This window comes from Paenibacillus sp. FSL R7-0128, from assembly GCF_038002245.1.
In the GTDB taxonomy this organism is placed as follows: Bacteria; Bacillota; Bacilli; order Paenibacillales; family Paenibacillaceae; genus Paenibacillus_AQ; species Paenibacillus_AQ silagei.
Map to the genome: position 1 here is coordinate 1,820,347 of NZ_JBBOCD010000001.1, position 20,129 is coordinate 1,840,475.

14 protein-coding genes are annotated in these 20,129 nt (G+C 53.8%); 10 read left to right on the plus strand and 4 right to left on the minus strand.

Annotation, left to right across the window (positions count from 1 at the left end):
* Positions 1-41: 41 nt before the first annotated feature.
* Complete coding sequence (locus NST26_RS07435) at positions 42-383, plus strand: hypothetical protein (protein ID WP_340955123.1); 342 nt, start codon at positions 42-44, stop codon at positions 381-383.
* 44 nt (positions 384-427) lie between these two features.
* Here the strand turns inward: NST26_RS07435 and NST26_RS07440 are convergent, their stop codons facing one another.
* Both NST26_RS07440 and NST26_RS07445 read right to left on the minus strand, forming a co-directional pair.
* On the minus strand, positions 428-718 hold the full coding sequence (locus tag NST26_RS07440; RefSeq protein ID WP_340955121.1) for a hypothetical protein: 291 nt from the start codon (positions 716-718) through the stop codon (positions 428-430).
* Between the two features lie 162 nt (positions 719-880).
* On the minus strand, positions 881-2,311 hold the full coding sequence (locus NST26_RS07445) for a DHA2 family efflux MFS transporter permease subunit (protein WP_340958130.1): 1,431 nt from the start codon (positions 2,309-2,311) through the stop codon (positions 881-883).
* 298 nt (positions 2,312-2,609) lie between these two features.
* Between NST26_RS07445 and NST26_RS07450 the strand changes: the two genes are divergently transcribed.
* The 4 genes from NST26_RS07450 (at position 2,610) to NST26_RS07465 (ending at position 5,486) form a co-directional block, all read left to right on the plus strand.
* Positions 2,610-3,191: a TetR/AcrR family transcriptional regulator gene (locus tag NST26_RS07450; RefSeq protein ID WP_340955120.1), complete on the plus strand. Its 582-nt coding sequence runs from the start codon at positions 2,610-2,612 to the stop codon at positions 3,189-3,191.
* Between the two features lie 120 nt (positions 3,192-3,311).
* A complete protein-coding gene (locus tag NST26_RS07455) occupies positions 3,312-4,139 on the plus strand; it encodes a metallophosphoesterase family protein (RefSeq protein WP_340955119.1) in 828 nt (275 codons plus the stop codon).
* Between the two features lie 138 nt (positions 4,140-4,277).
* The gene (locus tag NST26_RS07460) at positions 4,278-4,754 is read left to right on the plus strand and encodes a VOC family protein (protein ID WP_339254656.1); all 477 of its coding nucleotides are present in this window, start codon (positions 4,278-4,280) and stop codon (positions 4,752-4,754) included.
* A 33-nt stretch (positions 4,755-4,787) separates the two neighbouring features.
* Positions 4,788-5,486, plus strand: coding sequence for an SDR family NAD(P)-dependent oxidoreductase (locus NST26_RS07465; RefSeq protein WP_340955118.1), 699 nt, complete (start codon positions 4,788-4,790; stop codon positions 5,484-5,486).
* A 24-nt stretch (positions 5,487-5,510) separates the two neighbouring features.
* Here NST26_RS07465 and NST26_RS07470 read toward each other — a convergent pair whose 3' ends face one another.
* Positions 5,511-6,722 (minus strand): sugar efflux transporter, encoded by a 1,212-nt coding sequence (locus NST26_RS07470; protein WP_340955116.1) that lies wholly within the window; start codon positions 6,720-6,722, stop codon positions 5,511-5,513.
* 255 nt (positions 6,723-6,977) lie between these two features.
* On the opposite strand from NST26_RS07470, the gene NST26_RS07475 reads away from it, so the two are divergent.
* The 3 genes from NST26_RS07475 (at position 6,978) to NST26_RS07485 (ending at position 14,598) form a co-directional block, all read left to right on the plus strand.
* On the plus strand, positions 6,978-9,818 hold the full coding sequence (locus NST26_RS07475) for a glycoside hydrolase family 3 C-terminal domain-containing protein (RefSeq protein WP_340978977.1): 2,841 nt from the start codon (positions 6,978-6,980) through the stop codon (positions 9,816-9,818).
* Between the two features lie 152 nt (positions 9,819-9,970).
* Positions 9,971-14,164, plus strand: a complete 4,194-nt coding sequence (locus NST26_RS07480; RefSeq protein WP_340955112.1) for a hypothetical protein — start codon at positions 9,971-9,973, stop codon at positions 14,162-14,164.
* Positions 14,161-14,598, plus strand: coding sequence for an Imm26 family immunity protein (locus NST26_RS07485; RefSeq protein WP_340955111.1), 438 nt, complete (start codon positions 14,161-14,163; stop codon positions 14,596-14,598). Before NST26_RS07480 ends, NST26_RS07485 begins: the two co-directional genes overlap by 4 nt.
* Positions 14,599-14,651: 53 nt before the next feature.
* On the opposite strand, the gene NST26_RS07490 is transcribed toward NST26_RS07485, so the two are convergent.
* A complete protein-coding gene (locus NST26_RS07490) occupies positions 14,652-15,563 on the minus strand; it encodes a helix-turn-helix transcriptional regulator (RefSeq protein ID WP_340955109.1) in 912 nt (303 codons plus the stop codon).
* 158 nt (positions 15,564-15,721) lie between these two features.
* On the opposite strand from NST26_RS07490, the gene NST26_RS07495 reads away from it, so the two are divergent.
* Positions 15,722-18,856, plus strand: coding sequence for an alpha-mannosidase (locus NST26_RS07495; RefSeq protein WP_340955107.1), 3,135 nt, complete (start codon positions 15,722-15,724; stop codon positions 18,854-18,856).
* A 16-nt stretch (positions 18,857-18,872) separates the two neighbouring features.
* On the plus strand, positions 18,873-20,012 hold the full coding sequence (locus NST26_RS07500) for a glycoside hydrolase family 88/105 protein (RefSeq protein ID WP_340955105.1): 1,140 nt from the start codon (positions 18,873-18,875) through the stop codon (positions 20,010-20,012).
* Positions 20,013-20,129 lie beyond the last annotated feature (117 nt).

The following is a 20,129-nucleotide window of genomic DNA, read 5'->3' on the forward strand; positions in this document are numbered from 1 at the left end:
ACAGGAAATAGAGATTTAATCATGTATCCAGGAGGGATTAAATGAAGACCAGAGGCAGGTTGCAGGTCATTGCAGGTTTTCTTATGCTGGCGGCTATTATTACCTTGCACGATGTGCTGGAGAATCAGACTCTGAGAATCGTATTATCGATCACTGTAGCGGTAGCCGCTGCTTATTTTCTTTCCAAAATCAGTCTTCCGCAGCAGGTATCCGGCAAAACGATGACGGTAGCGTTAGTATCACTGCTGATATTCACTTGCGCATACCATATCCTTTTGTCCGTAGTTCTGGAGCAGAGCGTATTCGCTAATGATTTTTGGATTTTCATGTGCGTAATTTACCTGTTAATCTGGATGCGTGCCCGGCTAAGCCCCTCAAGATAAAAGCAGCCGCTTGCATTGGATGTAGCCGGAGCAGCAGTCTGGGATTACTCCGCAGAAGGCAGCTGGGCGCGCAGCGTTTTCTTTTTGTTAATCTCCTTGGACAGCTCTAACTGCTGCTGGGAGATTTTTTTGAGCTCAGCCTGCAGCTTGGTGATACGGCTCATTTTACTGCTGAGGGAGCTTGGGGATGGGCTTAGCTTACAGTCTTTTTCCAGCTGGTTGATCTTGAGCTTGGTCTTGCGGGTCTTCTTCTGCAGCTCTGTAATACCGGCTTCCATCTCTGCGATCTCCTGGTTTAAACGATCCAGCACCGGTTTTGTGAAATTAATAGCCATACGGGCACCTCTTACTTTTATTAATATAATAAGCAGTCAGGATATCATTGTACTATAAGCGCTACGTATATGCGAGGGTGTAGAAGAAGACCCGTGGAGTGCGCTCCGCGGGTCTTCTTCTGTCAGCAGCCTATGGAATAGCACAGCAGGCAGGTGCTCTCCTCAGACCTCCTCGGCGACAACGGTCTGCTGCTTCAGGGCCGGTTCCTTGGCTTGACCCACCTGCTTAATGAAGAAGGAGAGTAAGAGCCCGATAATGCCGATGCCCACAATAACCAGATAGGAATCGTTGATGCCCTGGATGGAAGCCTCCATTACCATATGCTTCTGACTCTCGCCGGCAGTTCCGCCGCTGGCTGCGAGTTCCTGGAAGTGAGTGGCGGTACGGCTGGTCATCACGGTGACCAGCAGAGAAGTGCCTACTGCGCCGGCAACCTGCCTTACGGTATTGGAGATCGCTGTACCATGTGAATTCAGCCTGGAGGGCAGCTGATTCAGCCCGAGGGTCTGAATCGGCATCAGCAGCAAGGCCATGCCAATCCGGCGGCCGGTGGACATCAGCATCAAATACCCGTAGCTTGTCGAGTCTGTAAGATTCACGAAGCTGAGTGTAGTCAGAATCGTGATCGTCAGGCCGATAATGGCGAGCCATTTCGCTCCGAAGCGGTCGAACAGCTTGCCGGTGACCGGCATCAGCGCCCCCATAATCACCGCGCCGGGCAGCAGCAGCAGGCCGGATTCCATAGCGGTGAAGCCGCGGGCATTCTGCAGATAGAGCGGCAGCAGCATCATATCCGCATACATCACAATCGTAACCGCCACACTGATGACGGTGGTCAAGGAGAACATATTGTATTGGAAGGCCCGCAGATCCAGCAGCGGGCTCACGGAGGTGAGCTGCTTCCATATGAATAATCCTAGGGACACGGCGCCGGCGGCCAGCGACAATAGCACCTCTGCGCTGGACCAGCCAGCACTGGCTGCCCGGCTGAAGCCATAGAGCAGGGTGCCGAATCCGATGGTGGACAGGATCACGCTGGTAATATCGATTTTGGGAAAAGATCGCTCGGCCACATTTCTCAGATAAATAAAACCGCATACGATGACCATAACCGTGAGTGGAAGCATGCCGTAGAACATCATCTCCCAAGAATAACGTTCCATAATATATCCGGCCAGCGTAGGGCCGATAGCCGGGGCAAAGATAATGGCTAGCCCGACCATCCCCATGGCGGCTCCTCTTTTCTCACGCGGGAAGAGGGTCAAAATAACCTGGGTGAGCAGCGGCATGATAATGCCGGCACCGGCAGCCTGAATCATCCGTCCGGTAAGCAGCACCGGGAAGCTTCCCGCGAGCGCTGATACAAGGGTACCCGCAAAGAAAATAAACATCGAGGCCTGGAAAAGCTCCCGTGTAGTGAATCGCTGCATCAGATAGGCCGTAATGGGAATCAGCACACCGTTAACCAGCATATAGCCGGTAGTGAGCCACTGGGCCGTGGCCGCCGTAATATTGAAGTCATGCATCAGCTCCGGTGTAGCAACACTCATGATGGTCTGATTTAGTGTAGCCAGAAAGGCACCCAGAATCATTACGAAAAGAATAGGTCCCTTGGAAATGGATTGGGCTTCTTTGCTTGCTGTCTTGTTACTCACTATTCTTCATCCTTTCAAACCGCCAACTCATGGACTAAATTTACAATGTGTCGTATAGTTTACAATGTATAAAGTAGATTATAAATGAAAATATCATGTAATCAAGCAACGATTTTCGTGAAAATGTAAATTAGTTTACACTTTGAGGATATGTGTAGTGTATATAGTTGAAAAACGACACTTTTGACTGAAAATGTAGCCTGCTCTTGGGCAGCACAGATTGGAGAGAACAGAAATGACGAATCCCGCCGAGCGGACAGATCCGCGTGTCCTTCGTACACGCCAATTTCTTAAAGAGGCTCTAATAGAGCTGATGGAAGAGATGAGTATAGAGAAAATTACCGTCAACCGCCTTGCGCAGCGGGCCCAAATTAACCGTGTGACCTTCTATCTGCATTACCGGGATATCCCGGATATGCTGGAGAAAATGGCGGATGATATGGCTGAGGAGGTTCTGGAAGTAGTGAGAGAGGATACAGACTTTATGGAAGCCGCACAACAAGAGAAGTGGCCGATGCTGGAGCACCTGCTTGTGCATATTGCAGAGAACGCCAAATTCTACAAAATCGTACTTACGTCGCGGAAGAGCACGATATTTACCGACCGGCTTTTTAAACTGATGGCAGACATTATTTCTGCACGGGTGGAGAGCAGGGTTACCGCACATGACGTTTCCGAAGTAACGGTACAGAAGGACATCGCTGTGTGGTACGGCTCGGCGGCCCTCATTGGTACCATCATCGCCTGGCTCCGGGAGGATATGCCGTATACACCGCAGTATCTGGCCAAGCAGATCACTTCGCTACGGGCGAATTGATTGCGAGGGGCAGATCAGGATGGCTCCACAGGTCCAAGAGCAGCCAATTCCTCCCGCATATAAATAGTAGAGACTACTATGTATTCTGAAGCTATTTTTGATGAGGTGGGGTGGTGCGAGATGAAGAGACAGGCAAGACCGGCACGGAAGCGGGTGCTTCGCGCCAAGCGGCAGGCTGTACCCGGAGTGAAGCGCAGAATCAAGGCACAGACAGTTGAGTTTGCGGTGTTTGGTGACAGCCATGTGGGATATGGTAACAGCTTGAGCATCTTTAAGAGTCTTTTGCCTAAGGCAGTGAGCAGCGGGAACAAACGGTTTATCATCTTCGGGGGAGATAACACCCAGGCGGGGGCGGATCACGGGAATAACGCCGGGACGTACTATAAGGAATTCAAGGACACCGTTACCAGTACGCTGGGAAGCATCCCTTACAAGGCTTCTATTGGAAATTGGGAGGCCAGCACACGGTCGTTGTTCACTCAATACTTGGGGGCGGTGTCCGGACAGATGAATTTTCCGGGAACGCAGGGGAAGGTGAGATATGTATGGCTGGATTGCGCACTGGGCCAGTTCACGCCGGCCAGCCTCAATCTGCTGCGTAATCTGGATGACAGGTATTTCTATATTATTGATTTCCACTGGCCGCTCCGGGTACAGGGCATTACGGTGGATTCCAGCCATGTGCTCAGTGCGGCCGAGACCTCCAAGTTCTTCACAGCCATTCCGGCAAAAGCCAGAGAGAAGGTGCTGGCGATCTTCACACATCATGGTCACAAATTCTACCGGAAGCTGAATAACATCTATCCGGGGTACACGAAGACCAAATTCTTCGTCACCGGCTGCTCCGGGGACTACAAATGCAAGCTCGGCGGGAATATGGGCTATTATAACGCCACATTAACCAGCAGCGGATCAGGCTATAAAGTCGAGGCTTTTATTGCCCACTAAGCTTATTAGACGGAGCATAACTGAGGAGAATGTCTTCAAGGCATTCTCTTTTGTCTTTTGCTGCCTTATGAGAACTTGACAGCCCTTTCACAGGTTGGGTATGGTTGTCTGGTCAGCAGATAAAGGAGGCAGAACAGAATGTCAGGATTACTTGGAAATCACTTCATGACACAGATTGGGATTCTGGTTCACGATATCGAGAAGGTGAGTCAGGCGTATGCAGACTTTTTCGGACTGGACAAGCCTCAGATCAGCATCACGGACACGGCAGACATTGCCCGGACGGAGTATAACGGCGGAGGGACAGGGTCGAGGGCGAAGCTGGCTTTTTTCGACATGGGCTCCTTGCAGTTAGAACTGATTGAACCGGATCATGAACCGAGCACCTGGCGCGATTACCTGAATGAGCACGGGGAAGGGGTTCACCATATTGCGTTCGTGGTCGAAGGCATGAAGGACAAGATCATGCTGCTCGAAGGCAAGGGATTCCCGCTCCAGCAGAAGGGCGAGTATACCGGCGGACGGTATGCCTACTTGGATACGTTCAAGGAATTGAAGGTAGTGCTGGAACTGCTGGAGAATGACAACGATAACAGTAATAATAAGGATCAGTAATACAAATAGAATTCAGACGGGAGGAATTATACAATGAATATTCTGATTACAGGGGCGGGACGCGGACTGGGCCTTGAGCTGGCGGCGGCTGCGCTGGAGCGTGGACATGCTGTTATTGCCGGGGGACGGGATCTGATGCGCGGGCAGGCAGCCTTAGCTGATCTGGCGGCAGTACACGGGGATAAGCTGACTCTAGTAACGCTTGATGTGACGGACGAGGCCGGAATAGCAGCACTTGCCGCCAGCCTGACAGAGCAGGCCCGGACACTCGGCGTCATCATCAATAATGCCGCAGTGCTGAATGCCACGGACACCCCGCTTGAAGAGCTGGATATGGAAGAGATGCAGCATGCCATGGACATCAATCTGTACGGGCCGATGCGGGTGGTCAAGCACCTTCTACCTCTGCTGACAGGGCCGGATGCTTCAATCATTAATATCTCATCAGAGGCAGGCAGTATCACCAATGCTTACCCGGGCAGCTATCCGTATACGATCTCTAAGACCGCGCTCAATATGTTCACGCAGAAGCTCCATGTCACGCTGAAGGACCGCGGCATCCATGTGCTCAGCGTCCATCCCGGCTGGATGCCTACGGATATGGGCGGAGCTAAGGCACCGCTTCACCCGCGCACCAGTGCCGAAGGGATTCTGGACCTGATCGGGCAGAGAGCCGAGCCGTCCGGCCATTTCAGATTCGTGGATTACACAGGTAAGGATATGGATATCTAGCCGCCATGCCCGGCACTTCACCTGTCAAGAGGCGAGTGGAGTTGTAATGTTCTCGTCCGGAGAGCGGCGGGGCCAGAGCAGCAATCCCAGTGAGCAGACTACCAGCACTACGCAGAGCAGGTAGGAATGGCGGTATCCTAACCACTGGGCTGCGGCTCCTCCCGCCAGGCTTCCGGCCAGTCTGCCGATGGTTGTAGCATTGGTGTACAGCGTGGAGGCATAGCCGGGAAGGTCCGGCAGCAGATCCTGAATATAGCTGATGCCAATTGCAGAGATCACAGCGACAAAAAAAGCCAGCAGTACCTGTCCGGCGATGAGCTGCCACAGCTCACCTACTCCGATCACCAGCGCATAATAGATTCCCCCCATTGCCATTCCCCAGCCCAGCAGCGCCTTGCTTGTGTATTTGGCTGACAGCAGCCCCAGCACCAGCATGAACGGAATTTCCATTAACGCACAGATACTGGCCACCGAAGCTACATTCTGTGTAGTGCCTCCCAGCGTATTGACAATGAACAAGGAGATATTCAGATTATTGGCCCAGTGTCCGGTATAGAGCAGGGTCAGGATGAGAAAAGGAACCAGTACCCTGGCATTCCTTTGCACCCCGGCGGGCTGCCGGACACGCTGTTGAAGCTGCTGCTTAGCGGCTGAAGGCCGTACGAAGCTGAACACCAGAAGAGCATTGAGCAGGAAGATCAGAGTGGTCGAAGAGAAGATCCCCTGAAATCCGAAGCGGCTCAGGAGGGCGGCTCCTACCAGCGGACCGCTGATGAAGCCAAGGGAGAACATCGAGCGCAGGGCCGAGTTAGCCAAGGCATGATCAGGAGAGCTGCTGGCGCTCACAGCTTCTCTGGCACTGGCGAATAATTGCGGCATCGCCGGGGCGCCGGCTGCGGTGAATATGGTCATATAGGCCAGCAGCGGGTAGAAGTCATGGATGAATATGTATCCGGCAAAAGCCACCGCGTTGAACATCATACAGATCACCATCAGCCTGCGGCGGTTCAGCCCGGCGTCGGAGCGTTTGGCAATGAACATGCTTAAGGCTACTCCGCTAAGCAGCGTCACCGCTGTAAATATTCCGAAGGTTCCGGCGGATACGCCGAGTTCTTCTGTGAAGTAGACCGCCAGGAATGGAGCGCTGATCGAGATGGCCATTCCCTGGAACAGCATGCAGAGCAGGAATATAGGATAGGTTGGAATGAGGAGCAGAGCATAGGTTCTTTTGAGCATAGAGTGTGTGAACTTCCTTTCAGCATTGTTTAGTCTTAACTTCGATTTATCTATAGTATAACGTCAATAGTATGTGATGTATCTGATTAACGTCTTTACAGTACGGAATCCCTAATAATGAACTGATTTTTGGGCCAATTGTTCAGGTGTTATTGTCAGGAAGGATCTTTTAAGATGGAGGAGGATAGGACAGCCGGGCTGTGCGGAGGAAAGAGGACGCTGGTTTGGCTGGAGATGAAACCGTTATCATGAAGAATGAAGGAGAGATTACATTTGGACGCTGCTGCATATCCCTTTAGACAAACGGAATTGCCATTAGATGAACGTGTTCAGGATCTGCTCTCCCGGCTGACGCTTGCGGAGAAGGTCAGTCTGATGCCGCAATATCAGGCTGCCATTGAACGGCTGGGTGTAGGCGGTTACAAGCATGGAACGGAGGGAGCGCACGGGATTTCATGGCTGGGCAAAGCCACCTCTTACCCGCAGCCAAGCGGCCTCGCCTGTACCTGGAACCCGGCGCTGCTGCAGAGAATCGGCTCGGCGATCGGGGATGAGGCCAGAGCCTTTTACCGCAAGAATCCCACTATTAACGGCTTGACTCTGTGGGCACCGACTGTGGATATGGAACGGGACCCGCGCTGGGGGAGAACAGAGGAAGCCTACGGGGAAGACCCTGAGCTGACAGGCCGGCTGAGTACAGCGCTCGTCCAGGGAATTCAGGGGGATCATCCGGTGTATCTGAAAGCGGTAGCGACCCTGAAGCATTTCCTCGGGAACAATAATGAGATCGACCGTGGCGTGGCTTCGTCCAGCATTGACCCGCGCAATATGCGCGAATATTATCTGGAAGCGTTCAAGCCTGCCTTCAAGGAAGGCGGCGCACAATCCATGATGACCGCCTACAATTCGGTGAACGGCGTGCCGGTTATCCTCCATCCGGCGGTGATGGAGATTGTGAAGGGCGAATGGGAGATGGACGGCTTCATTGTCAGCGATGCCGGAGACCTGTTCGGGATTGTGAAGGACCATAAGTACTATGATTCCTTCGCCCAGTCCATGGCGGAATCCATTAAGAATGGTATTGACAGTGTGACCGAAGAGACGGAGGAGACCATTAAGGTCATTCACGAGGCGCTTCGTGAAGGGCTGCTGACCGAGGAGGATCTGGACCGCGCGCTGGCGAACACCTTCCGCGTCCGCTTCCGGCTCGGTGAGTTCGATCCGGAGGAAGGTAATCCGTATACGAAGATAGACGACTCAGCCATTCTCAGCAAAGCGCATGGCGAGCTGTCACTCGAAGCCGCGAAGGAATCCATAGTGCTGTTGAAGAACGACAACGCTGCCCTTCCGCTGAATGCAGCCTCGTTGTCCAAGGTCGCTGTGATCGGCACGCTGGGGGACGAAGCGTTCAGAGACTGGTATTCCGGTACGCTGCCATATGCGGTGACCCCTTTGCAGGGAATCATCAAGAAGCTGGCAGGTAAGCAGGTCACCTTCGAGAGCGGGGATGACCGGATCATTCTGACCTCCGCTGCCAGCGGACAAGCAGTGGGCATCACGGGCGAGGACGGACGGCTCGCAGTGCTGCATGATCAGCCGGAGCGGGGAGAGATGTTCCGCCATACGGCGTGGGGCTGGACCGCTCATACCCTTGAATCTGCCAGCAGGGGACAATATGTTACCCTGACAGATGCCGGCACACTGACCGCTTCCGCTGATGAAATCTATGGCTGGTATGTGAAGGAATCGCTGAATCTGGTCCCGGAGGGGGAAGGCACCGTCAGCTTGCGTACCTGGAACAATCAGCCGCTCGTTATCAGTGCTGAGGACGGAACCATTCGCGCTGCTGAAGAAGAAACGTCTGCCGAAGCAGCCCAATTCCATAAGAAAGTTGTCGTGAACGGCGTAGAAGCAGCGGCGGAAGCGGCCCGGGCCGCTGAGGTTGCCGTTGTATTCGTCGGTAACCATCCGCTCTTGAACGGCAAGGAGGAGATTGACCGGCCGGATATCGTACTGCCCGCAGAGCAGGAGAATCTGGTCAAGGCTGTCTATGCCGCCAACCCGAACACCGTCGTGGTGATCGTCGGCAGCTATCCGATTTCCTCCACCTGGATCGACGAGCATATTCCGGCTGTGCTGTACACCTCGCACAGCGGACAGGAGTTGGGCCATGCAGTCGCAGATGTCCTGTTCGGCGATTACAGCCCGTCCGGCAAGCTGAATATGACCTGGTACCGCAGCGTCAGCCAGCTGCCTGAATTCATGGACTACGATATTATCAAAGGCAAGAGAACCTATATGTACTTTGACGGTGAGCCGCTCTACCCATTCGGTCACGGTCTGAGCTATGCGCAGGTGAATTATAACAAGCTATCACTGGCAGCGGAGGAAGTACAGCAGGATGGTATTATCAGTCTGAACGTAGAGCTTGAGAACAGCGGGAGTGTAGACGGTGACGAGGTAGTTCAGCTGTATGTCCAGTGCTTGTCTACCCGGATCAGGCGTCCGCTTAAGCAATTGAAGAGGTTTGACAAAATCCGGCTGGCTGCCGGACAGAAGCAGACGGTCACCTTCACCTTACCGGCCGCTGAACTTTCCTTCTGGGACGTCAGCCGCGAACAGTACTGTGTGGAGGATGGGGAATACATGCTGATGGCAGGCCGTTCCTCGGGAGATATCCGGCTGTCAGCCACAATCAGGTTGCATGGCGAGACCGTTCCGCCGCGTGATCTGTATACGCCGGTTAAGGCTGAGAATTACGATGATTACGATAGCGTCTTCCTTGATGAATGCAAGGCTGGCGGCGCTGCGGTGCATCCGGTGAAGGAAGGGGCATGGATCGCCTTCCATAATGTCCGGTTTGCAGAGGGTGCAGCGGGCGTCGAGATGCTTGTATCCTCCGTTCAGGGAGGCGTGGTTGAAGTCCGGACCGGCAGTCCGTCCGGCAAGCTGGCAGCAACGCTCGCGGTTCCGGCAGGCGGTGAGCAGCAGTGGCATGGCCAGTCCGCTATAGCGGGTGTGGACGCCGGAATCACGGATATATATCTTGTCTTGCGGGGTGAGATTCTGCTCAGCCGCGTTCAGTTTACGGTGTAGGTATTCTTGCATTGCGGGACCTTTGTATAGATGTGAAAAAAGCTTCTGGATGGCCCTTTGGGCGGTCCAGAAGCTTTTTTGTTGAACTGGCTGTGAATCAGTCCCTAAAAATACCATTACTTGTATACGGAATAATCAGGGAGTGACCTTCTATGCCAAGCAAGATTGCAGTGCATAAACCGGCAGAGCCGCAGAACGTGACCCACAGAAGACCAGTGCAAGTCCCGCTCGCAGACAAGGCGGCATTGAAGCCGCCGCTGCGAACCCCGCTTGAGCTCAACCAGCTGGCCCACCGCCTTCGAACAGCCCCGGAGACTGTAAGCTCCAGAGAGTTCAATCTGCTCAGCGGTGTAATTGGCCTGCGGAGCGCGCTTATGCTGCTGGACCAAGGCAAGCGAACCAAGTCTGAACAGGCTGAACAGACCCGCGCGAAAGCAGACAAACCTAGCTTACCTGAATTAGGCTCCAAAAAAACGGCTGAAATCAAGTCTCCACCAATCATCGAAAAACCGGATACGGCCCGGGCCATCCATGCCTTCAGGAAAACCTCACAGTCGGAAGCCAAGCGGGGAGGGAAGTCAGAGGTCAAGCCTGCCGTAGTCCAAGCACAGGCAGAGAAGACTGGAAAAGCGGAGGCGGCCATCCATGCCCGGTCACAAGGTGGACTCAAGCCTCCGGTGAAAGTGAGCTCCAGTGCGAAGCCGGAACGCAAACCGGAAGCTAAGATGGGCGCTGAGGCAGAGGAGAAGACCTCTGCTAGAATAGCTGCGCCAAGGCAGAGGCCGGCAGACAAGCTAGCTGGGCCGGAGCAAAAGTCTGCAGACAAGCCAGCTACGCCAGGACAGAAGTCTACAGCAGCAGGTCCACAGTCTTCTGCCTCGCTTCTGAAAGCCAGGAGAACAGGTGTTAAAGCTCCGGTTATTCATATTAAAGGCAGCAATCCGGGCGGCATAATCGGGCAGCTAAGCAGCGTTGCTCCGGCTGAAATCACTCAGGCGTACAACCAGGCGGTAGGTGTCTCCGGTGAGGCGCTGGGGCAGCAAAGACAGCAGGCAGAGAAGGCGCTGCCTGTCATTGCGGCACCCACTGGCATTGCACCCGGCCCGGCTGCTGATCCTATGAAGCGCACAGCGGCAGCTCCGCTGCCCGCCGCCAAGCTGCCTGCTTTTCAGAGCGGTAAGCAAGGCGGGGATACGTCAGCTGGAGTGAACAGCTTTCCTCAAGTCACCGAGGAGACAGATCCGGATCAGATGATGGAGGAAGCAAGCAGGTATGCGGCGAATCCGCCGGAGGTTGCTCTCACTGGTGAAGCTGATCCATCCCAGGTGGAGAGCTTTCAGGCAGAAGCCAAGCAGCATGTGCAGACTGTACAGGCTTCCGAGCTGGAGCAGACCCGGCAGGATTTCGGAGAAAACCGGATTCAGCCCAAGCCTGATAAGAGCATTCTGCGTTCTGCGCATACGATCCGCGCGGTGGCGCCGCCAGCTTTTCAACTGAAACCCGCGGGTTCAATTCCGCCCGATGTAGCTGGCTACCTCAACCCGCAGCTGGCGGCTCAGCTTCAGGTCTATATGGAGAATAGTCAAGCGAAGTACCAGAAAGGAAAGGCGCCGTTTGATGCGGGAGTCACAGCTGCAGAGGGCGATACCAAGGCAGAGATCGAACGGCTGAAGACTGAAGCATCCGGGAAGCAGCAAACTGAACAGGCTGCGGCTAAAGCGGAGGTCTTAGGATATAGGACGCAGTGGCAGGAAGAGATCAAGGCTACCAGCGGGGAGTACGACCGCGAAGCAGGGGCAGCCACAGCTGAGAAGAATCGGGAAATCAAGGGAATCAAGGATGAGAAGGAAGACGAGGTTAAGCGCAAGCTGTCTGCTGCAGAAGCTGATTCCCGCAAGGAATACAAGAACACGAAGAGCCAGGCAGAGGAGAAGCAAAAGGAAGGGGAGGCTGAAGGAGAACAAAAGAAAAAGGCCAACAATCCCTGGGAGTGGCTCAAGCAAAAAGGCAAGCAGATTGGCGAGGCCATCCAAAAGGGGATGAATTTCCTTTTCACACAGCTGCGCAAGGCCGTCAAAGCCATTTTCGATAAAGCTAAACAAGCGGTTGTTGGGCTGATTGAAGCCGGCCGGAAGCTGATTGTCAGTGCGATCAAAGGCTTCGGGAACGTGCTGAAGGGAATTGCGAATACCCTATTTGCCCGCTTCCCGGGCATTGCCAAGAAGATTAACGGCTGGATCGACCGTGCGGTCAACAAGGCAGTTCAAGCTGTGAATACGGCTGCTGCTCTCCTGAAGAAGGGGGTCAGTGCCGTGCTGGATGTCATGGGGATAACGGTGGATAAGCTGTTCGCTGGCGTACAGTCGCTGTATAACGGCATATTATCGGGAATTGGGAAGTTCTTGAGTGGTGAATTCAAAATTAATTTCGGCAAGGCGCTGGAGGTTGCGCAGATTGCTGCGGAGGTTGCGGCTGCTTTTGCTACGGGCGGGGGAAGTGTCCTGGTGCAGATCGCCACTTGGCTGACCTCGACCCTCCCTAAGCTGCTGCGTCAGGCGAACACGGTCATGACTGTGGTTAACACCCTGCGGAATTTCAAGGTGCAGAATCTGAAGCAGTTTTTGAATCCGGCGGGCTTGGGCGGCTTTCTGGTCAAGGGGCTGTTCGGTGAGCTGAAGCCACTACAGACGGGCCAGGGAGATGACAAGGATGGGGGCAAGGCTCCGAAGGGCGGAAGCCAGGAAAAAGGACTGATGAAGGTGCTGCAGCTTCTTCAGGGCGTGTTCGAAATTCTTCAAAAGACAGTCGGCAAGGTGGCAGGCGCGATTAATAAGGCTCTGCCGGTGATCAACATCTCGGGCAAGTCGTGGTTCAATCCGTTCAGCATGGTGTATGCCGGTATGGTTCAGGGTCTGGAGGTATTGAAGAACCCTACCGAGGCTCTGAGTGAGGGGGCAGGCAAGCTGAAGGAAGCGGCTGGAGGCTTGTTCAAGGGAATTCGTGAGAAGGTAACCGAAGCCGCCAGCGGCATTAAAGCAAAGGTTCAGCTGCTCGGAAAACCGGCCCAGCTTATGTCCGTCTTGGCTAACAAAGGCGTCGATATGGTACTGAATTTTATCATCACTAATCCGCCGTCAGCACTGATTAAGGCCGTATTCAAAGGGATTGAAGCCGTGGCGGGCCAATCACTGGTTGACCTGATCCGCCAGCATATTCCGTTCGCAGACAAGCTGATTAACAAAATTGCAGCGTCCAGCCCGGTCCAGGGCCTGCTTCAGCCGCTTCAGGGGCCAGTGGATAAGGTAGGCGGATTGATCGACGAAGCCACAGAAGGAGCAACGGGACTTGTGGATGAAGCCCAGTCGCAGACCAATCAGGTCTTCGGCAACGGCACGAAGCTGCTGGCTAATTTGTCCGGGATCACCGGCGGTGCGGGCAAAGACAGTCCAGGGAAAAACAGCTCAGGCAAAAAAGAAGAACCCAAGGCCAGCGGAAAAGCGGGCGCTGCCAAAAATGAAACCACCGGTGACTTCCTCGGCACTGTCAAGGGAGGCGTGCATACCCGCCTGTTAGCCTTCGGCAAGAAGCTTTTGAAATCAGGGGTTAATCTCGTAGTCGCGGGTGCAGGGAAACTGAAGAACGCCATTACCGGTCTGCTGGTCAACTTCAAAATCGGCAAGGAAAGCCACCAGCTCTGGGTCGAGAAACGCGGCAGCAGGCATGTGGTGATGATGGCTAGTGAGTATCCACAACCTTTAACTGTCATAATAAAGGGATTTGAGACACGCATAGAGAAATTAAATCAGGATAAAAATGGGAAAAAAGAAACTGAGAAAGATGCTTCTGAAGTTAACGTAGCAGATCTGATCAATCAATTGAAAGGATATGCTGCAAAGATCGGGGCAACGCCGGTAGATGATTTAGCGAGTTCAGATCTAGAAACTGTAGTGCCTGTGATTAGAGCGGTTGAACAGTATCTGGAGAAAAAAGAGGGTGGGGCTGAGGGGAAGAGTAAAACCACATATCAAACATACACAAAAACAAATCTTACTATAAATGAGGTGTATACGGGTCGTACGAGTGGTAAAGGGACTCCGTTGGAAAATATTGCGAAAAGGGATGCCAATCATCATATGAGTAAGAAAGGATTTGGACGTGCAACTCTTGATAAAACGTCAAGTAACTATTTTGCAATCCGTGGTAGGGAGCAAATGATGATAGAGAAGCACGGCCGTGCAAAATCTCAAAAAGGGACTTCGGGGAACAGTATAAATGGGATTTCAGAAAAGAACGACAAAATTAATGCTTATATTAATGCTGCAATAAAGGAGTTTGGTAAACCATGAAAAGTACGAAACGTAAGCGAACAAAACTTGGAGATATTTATGCGATACCTTTACCTAATAATAGATTTGCATTCGGAAGAAGGTTAAAGGATGCAAGTATTGCACTCTATCGTTACATAGGTGAATCGGTTGAAGATTTGCCTCAAGACGAGGATTATCAGTTTATAGTCGGAGTTTATGATGATGTACTTAAATCGGGTCAGTGGCCAGTTGTTGCTAACCGGCCGTTTAAGGATGAGGAGGAAGCATGGCCTCCCCCTGCGTGTGTTATTGATAAGTTATCCGATCAATACTCAATTTATTATAAAGGAGAACTAAAAGCAGCTAGTAAGCAAGAATGTGATGGCCTGGAAGTTGCTGCAGTGTGGGAGGCAGAACATATAATTGATAGAATTATGGGCGACGATAAATGGCATAGAGACCCGCTAAAGTAGTTAATGAATCGACCTTGAACGACTATATGTTGTTCAGATTCTATATTAATTACTCAATACGACAGCGTAGACGAAGCCCCGCCAGACGCCCCCTGCGCCTTGCGGAACGCGGAAGGGGACATGCCGCTCTGCTTATTGAAGATGCGGTTGAACTGGGAGAAGCTGTTGAAGCCGCATTGTCCGGCGATGTCGGAGATCTTGTGCCGGGTATGGAGCAGGAGCTGCTGGGCTTTGCGGACGCGGGTCATTTGGATGTATTCGGTCAAGGTGAAGCCGGTGACGGTTCTGAACTGGTGCGATAAATAATAAGGGCTGATATAGAATTCCTTGGAGATTGAGTCCAGGGACAGCTCGCTGCCGTAATGGCTGTGAATGTGGGCGGTGATTGAATAGATTTTTTGCATCATGGCATTGCCGATCTCCTCCAGCACGTAAGCATTCTTGTCATTCTGCTGGGACAGACTGCAGAGGAACTGCTGGAACAGACTATGAATCAGCACCGGATTCAGCGGTGAAGTGCTGCGGGAGCAGTTGAAAATAGCATTGAGCGGCTCGAACACGGCACTGCGCGGCCCTCCGGTGAACCGGTAGATCGGAACCTCCTCGGCGAACGGCTGGAGCATTGCATTGTAAGCGGTCTCAAGTCCGGGTGTATTCCTGGGCAGGTTGAAGTTGATAATCAGCCGCTTATGCGGCGGGCCTGCGGGATACTGGGTCATATGCAGCCGGTACGGAGCAAGCAGAACAATGTCATATTGCTGGAGGGCATGTACATTACCTTCAATAATATGAGTAGCGCTGGAATCCAGCAGAATATGAATCTCATAAAAGTCATGATCGTGCTGGAACTCCATATTGATGTCGTGAGAGCGCTGATCGTAGTCAAAATAGTAAAAGAGCGGATCAGCCGGAGTATTGATGCGTATGCTGTATCCTTGCTCGTATAACAGGTCGCTGTCAAGCATATCCTCTCTCCTCACTATTGCCGTTATCCTGTATATTATAGGCTCAAAAAAGCAAAATATGCAATGAATAGGGCGGAATACAGCAAGAGTAGGGTAGTTTTTGGATTGGAAGGTTTGCTATAGTGACCATATGAAAGCGGATACAGGGAGTGATAGAGATGTTATTCACAGAAGAAAAGCTGATCAAACGCCAGGCTGAAGTAGAAAAGTATAGATATCTTAAGGTCCAGGAGCTTACAGAGTTCGCGTTCGCTGAGGATGAGGAAGGGGCTAACGGTGTATACCCGGAGTCGGTGTCCTTTGATGGCATCATCAGGCTTCAGGAGCATTGGCGCGGGCGGGACCGTTACATCTGGCTGCGCACGGAGATCGTGCTGCCGCCTAGTCAGGCAGGCTTCAAAATTGCCGGCAGATTTGATTTTGGCAAAACAGGGGACTTCAATAACTCCGGCTTCGAATCGCTGTTGTTCGTGAACGGGTCGCCTTATCAAGGCGTAGATAACAACCATAGAGAGGTAATCTTCGGCGATGAATGGGGCGGACAGACGGTAGAGCTGGCCTTCCGGCTGTGGTCGGGGCTTGAGGGCGGCGGGCTGCCCAGAATTCAGGAGCACCGGCTCAGCGAAGCGTTCATCGGCTATCTGGACGAGGGCATTGATGATCTGTTCTACATGTCGAAGGCGGCGCTCGACACCTTCCGTTACCTTGGCAGAGACCAGCCGGAGAAGCAGTGGCTGCTTAGAGCGCTGAATGAGGCCTTCCGTCTGATCGACTGGTCGGAGCCGGGTTCACCGGAGCATACTGCTTCGCTGTATCAGGCAGGCGCCAGTCTGAATCAGGCGATAGAGGCGATGCCGCAGACTTTTGACGTAACGCTTACGGCTGTGGGCCATACCCATATTGATGTTGCCTGGCTGTGGAGGCTGAAGCATACCCGTGAAAAGACAGCCCGTTCCTTCTCCACCGTATTGCGGCTGATGGAGGAGTTCCCGGAGTACCAGTTCCTGCAGACGCAGCCTCAATTGTACGCTTATCTGGAGCAGGATTATCCGGAGCTATTCGGGCGGATCACCGAGAAGGTGAAGGAAGGCCGCTGGGAAGCGGAAGGGGCGATGTGGCTGGAGTCGGATTGTAATATCCCGTCCGGCGAGTCGCTGGTCCGCCAGATTATGCTGGGCAAACGCTATCTCCGTGAACAATTCGGCGTAGAGAGCAAGTACCTGTGGCTGCCGGATGTCTTCGGATACAGCTGGGCGTTGCCGCAGATTTTGCGCAAATCGGGCATCGATACGTTCATGACGACCAAAATCAGCTGGAATCAGTTCAACCGGATGCCGCATGACACCTTCTGGTGGCGGGGGATGGACGGCTCGGATGTGCTGACCCATTTCATCACGACCTCTGAGAAGGATGGGGCGGAGTACACGTATAACGGACGGATGACGGCGGGGCTGCTGCGCGGGATCTGGAATTCCTATCAGGATAAGGAGATCAACGATCATCTGATGTTTGCATACGGCTGGGGTGACGGAGGCGGCGGGCCGACGCGGGAGATGCTGGAGCTTCGCCGGCGCTTCGATAAGCTTCCGGGCATTCCGAAGATTGAGATGGGCAGTGCCGGGGAGTATTTTACCGGGCTGCATGAACGGATCGGGAATGCGGAGGCGTTCGTACACACCTGGAACGGTGAGCTGTATTTCGAATGCCACCGGGGCACGTATACCTCTCAAGCCCGCAACAAGAAATATAACCGACGCCTGGAGCTGCTGCTGCGGGATGCGGAGTGGCTGTATACACTGATGGGTGTTAGACAGGGGAAACTTGAAACCGCTTATCCTGCGGCTGAACTGACCGGGATCTGGGAGATCCTGCTGCGCAACCAGTTCCATGACATCATCCCCGGTTCGTCGATCGCTGAGGTCTACGAGGACAGTGATGCTGAATATGCGGAAGGCGAGGCGCGCTCACTAGCTCTGATTAACGGTGTAGCCCAAGAAAAGACGGACAGCAGCTTCACTCTGCTGAACAGCTCGAACTGGAACCGCCCGCGTTATGCGCTGCTTCCTATGGGTGCCGCAGATTCCGCAAGTGTTCATGACGCTGACGGGAACCGGCTGTGGCAGCAGCGGACGGCAGACGGGGAAGTGTTGGTCTATGTTCCGTCTGTGCCTGCACTGGGCACGGCAGTGCTGAAGGTAGTTCACGGGCAAGCAACCGAGGCCTCCCTGGAGGCGCGGATTCAGCCGCTTGCAGCCGTATCCGGCAACACGCTGAGCACACCGCTTGTGGAAGTGGTATGGAATGAACAGGGCCACTTCACTTCAATGATCGACCGGCAGAGCGGCCGCGAGCTGCTGGCGCCAGGGCAGCGCGGGAATGTGCTACAGGTGTTCGAGGATAAGCCGCTGGATTTTGAAGCATGGGATATCGATATTTTCTACCAGGAAAAGATGACCGAGATCTCACAGCTGACCGGATGTGAGCTGACCGAGAACGGACCGCTGCGGGCGGTGCTGCGCATGACCTGGACCTATCACCGCACAGCGGTAACTCAGGACATCATCTTCTACCGCGATACCGCGCGGATTGATTTCCGCACTGAGCTGGACTGGCATGGGTATAACCAGCTGCTGAAGGTGGCTTTCCCGGTGGATATTCATGCGCTGGAGGCTACGTATGACATTCAGTTCGGTAACGTAAAGCGTCCTACACACTGGAATACGAGCTGGGATTACGCCCGCTTCGAAACGGTGGGCCATCAGTGGGCGGATATCAGCGAGAAGGGCTATGGGATAGCGCTGCTCAACGACTGCAAATACGGCTATGACATCAAGGACAGCGTGCTCCGGCTGACGCTGCTGAAATCGGCGGTTCATCCCGATCCGCAGCAGGATCAGGGGCATCATGAATTTACGTATGCCCTGTACCCGCATACCGGTGATTTCGTCGAAGGCAGGGTGGTCCAGGAGGCGTGGGAGCTGAATAATCCGCTTCGCAGTGTGGCAGGTGAGCTGGAAGGGCCCCCGCTGCTCTATATTGATGGTGAGCATGTGACAGTGGATGCTATCAAACGTTCGGAGGACGGCAAGTATGTGGTGCTGCGGCTGCATGAGTACGCCGGTTCCCGGACACAGATTACTGTAGATAGCGCCTATTCTATGGCTTCCTGGCAGGAATGCAACCTGATGGAGGAGCCGCTGGGAGACTGGCAGGAAGCAGAGGAGCTGAGCTTCCAGGTGAAGCCGTATGAGATCAGGACGTTCAGAATCAAGCTGCGCGGGGCGCAGAGCTGAGAGGAGAGAGGCTAGGATGGGAGCAGGAGAGAAGCAAGTGGTGCCGGTTAGCTGTGTGAGCAAGGAAGAGGTTATGCAGAAGCTGGACCTGGTCACGAATAAGCTGCTGAAGCTGGGCCGGCCGGATAATGAAGCGGAATTGCAGAACCTGGGGGAGGATGCGGGACGCCGGGGGTATTTTGCCAGGGACTTCGGGATGGAAGAGTGGGATTGGCCGCAGGGAGTGGGGCTGTATGGCCTGCAAAAGCTTGACCGGCATTTCGGGGACGGCCGTTATGCGGCATACACCAAGCCATGGATGGCCCGGCAGCTTACGAAGGGACTACCCAGCCGGAATATTAATACGACTGCCCCGCTGCTCTCGCTGATGGAGCTGGAAGAGGCCGGAGAGCTGAGTCTCGAATGGATAGAATGGCTAATGCACGGCCTGCCCCGGACGCTGGAGCAAGGCTATCAGCATGTGACTACGGGGACTCAGAAGCATGAGGTCTCGCTCCATGAGAACGAGATATGGATTGATACGCTGTTCATGGCGATTCTGTTCACTGCCAAAATGGGTGTGAAGTACGACAACCCGCAGTGGCGCGAGACCTCGCTGCATCAGCTGCTGCTGCATATTAAATATCTGTATGACAAAAAAACCGGCTTCTTCTTCCATGGCTGGCATTTTGCAGAGCGCCATAACTTCAGTGAAGCCTTCTGGTGCCGCGGCAACGGCTGGTTCGCTCTCGGCCTGCCGGAATATCTGGAGCTGATGCGGCCCTATCTGGCAGACGGAGTCTTCAGCTATCTCCAGCAGACGCTACAGGCCCAGGCCGAAGCCCTGCTCGCTTGTCAGAGCGGGGACGGACTATGGCATACCCTGCTGGATGACCCCGGCAGCTATACCGAGACTTCGGGTTCGGCTGCGATTGCCGCTGGTATTCTGAACAGTGTGCGCCGGGGGCTGCTCCCGGAGGCCTATAGCGAACCGGCTCTGCGGGCAATCCGTGCTATCCTGGACAGAATTGACGGCGAAGGCACAGTGCTCGGCGTGTCCGGCGGTACTCCCATCGGCGCAGCCAAGGAGGACTACAAAGGGATCATCATTGCCCCTATGGCCTACGGCCAGGCGATGGCGCTGGTCGCGCTGGGCGAAGCGCTGCATTACTGCTGAGGGGGAAACTCTGCTTAGGCGAGAAGAGTCGGAACAGGAAGTGGGCAGGTGACAGAAGCCAGCGGATCAGACAAGCGGCGGCGAAGGACGAATCGTCCTCGGTTGCCGCTTTTTTTT